Below are 1331 nucleotides of genomic sequence, written 5' to 3' on the forward strand. Positions count from 1 at the left end.
ATAAAATAGTGTACTTAAAAACCGTCCCAGTTACTGTTATACTGAGACGGTTATTTAAGTTCTTTTATTTACAATTCTTCTGGATCTTCTCTTGCCACGGTAAATAAGCTTCAAGGGTTTCCGAATCCAGAATCTCTTCATTCGGTAATTTCTGAAGCAAATAATTCAAGTACTTTTCAGGATCAAGGCCATTTCTCTTGGCAGTTTCAATTAAGCTTAGAATAAAGCCACTTGCAGTAGCACCCTCAAAACTTTGAGAAAATAACCAATTCTTCCGGCCCATGACGAGTGATTTTACAGCGCGTTCGGCCTTATTGTTAGATAATTCTAAATTGCCATCAAGCAAGACATGCTCAAAAGTAGCTTGATGCTTGAGGGTATAATTAATGGCTCTTCCCAATTTAGAGCCTGGCAAAACGGTGATTTTATTTTTCTCACACCAGTTGAAGAACTCTTGCATCAGAGGCTTGAGCTTTGCTTGTCTTAGCTGGTAACGTTCTTGTTTGCTCAAATTCTCCCAGGTTTGTTCTAAGTAAAACATGCGATTGCAGTAGTTGAGTCCTTTTTGGGCAAGGGACTTTCCAGAAGCCTGTTGTGGTACGGCTTCGTGAAACTTTCTTCTAACATGAGCCCAGCAGCCAACTAAAGTTGCTTTCGGCAATTGCTCATAAGCCTGCCACATATCACAGTGCAAATAACCGGGATAGTTTCCTAAAAAGTTTAAGGCAACCTTGCCACTCCGAGAAGGATCATGATGATAGAGTGTAATCCCGTATTGATCATGTTTGCCTGAAAGGAAGACCCAATAGTAAGTCTTGATTGTTTTACTTTCTAAGACTGTGTAATAAGTTTCATCGGCATGTAAAATTGGCCGCATTAACAGCTTTTGCTTAAGCAGATCATACACTGGTTTAAAGTAGTATTGACTGCTTTTCAAATCCCAATAATTTAACATCTGTCTTGAAACTTTTAGTCCCATCTTCTTCCAGTCGCTTTCTTGGCGATAGTCCGGCACCTTCATTTCATATTTTTGATAGAGTGAATGAGCGATGAGTGAAGCTGAACCTAGACCATGGTTTAGGGGAGCTTTAGGTACTGCAGCTTTAATGATCTTGTCGCTAAGATTTCTTTGACTGCAATATTTACATTTGTAAGCATGTTGGATATGGTCTAGCCTTTTAAGTTGAGCTGGGATAAACAATAATTCTTGGCGAACTGACTGCTTGCCTATCTCAATCAGCTCATGATGACAATCAGGACAATGCTTGTCGCCTAATTCATGGTGAACCTCTTCAGCTGGAAGGGCAGCTAGTAAGTCAGCACGCTTTCGT

1 protein-coding gene is annotated in these 1331 nt (G+C 40.1%); it reads right to left on the bottom strand.

Annotated features, from left to right (window positions below):
- Positions 1–64: 64 nt before the first annotated feature.
- Positions 65–1331: IS66 family transposase (locus tag CP357_RS09870; protein ID WP_098037217.1), on the bottom strand; the 1267-nt coding region annotated here is incomplete at its 5' end.

The organism is Lactobacillus sp. UMNPBX6 (assembly GCF_002553975.1).
GTDB lineage: Bacteria > Bacillota > Bacilli > Lactobacillales > Lactobacillaceae > Lactobacillus > Lactobacillus gallinarum.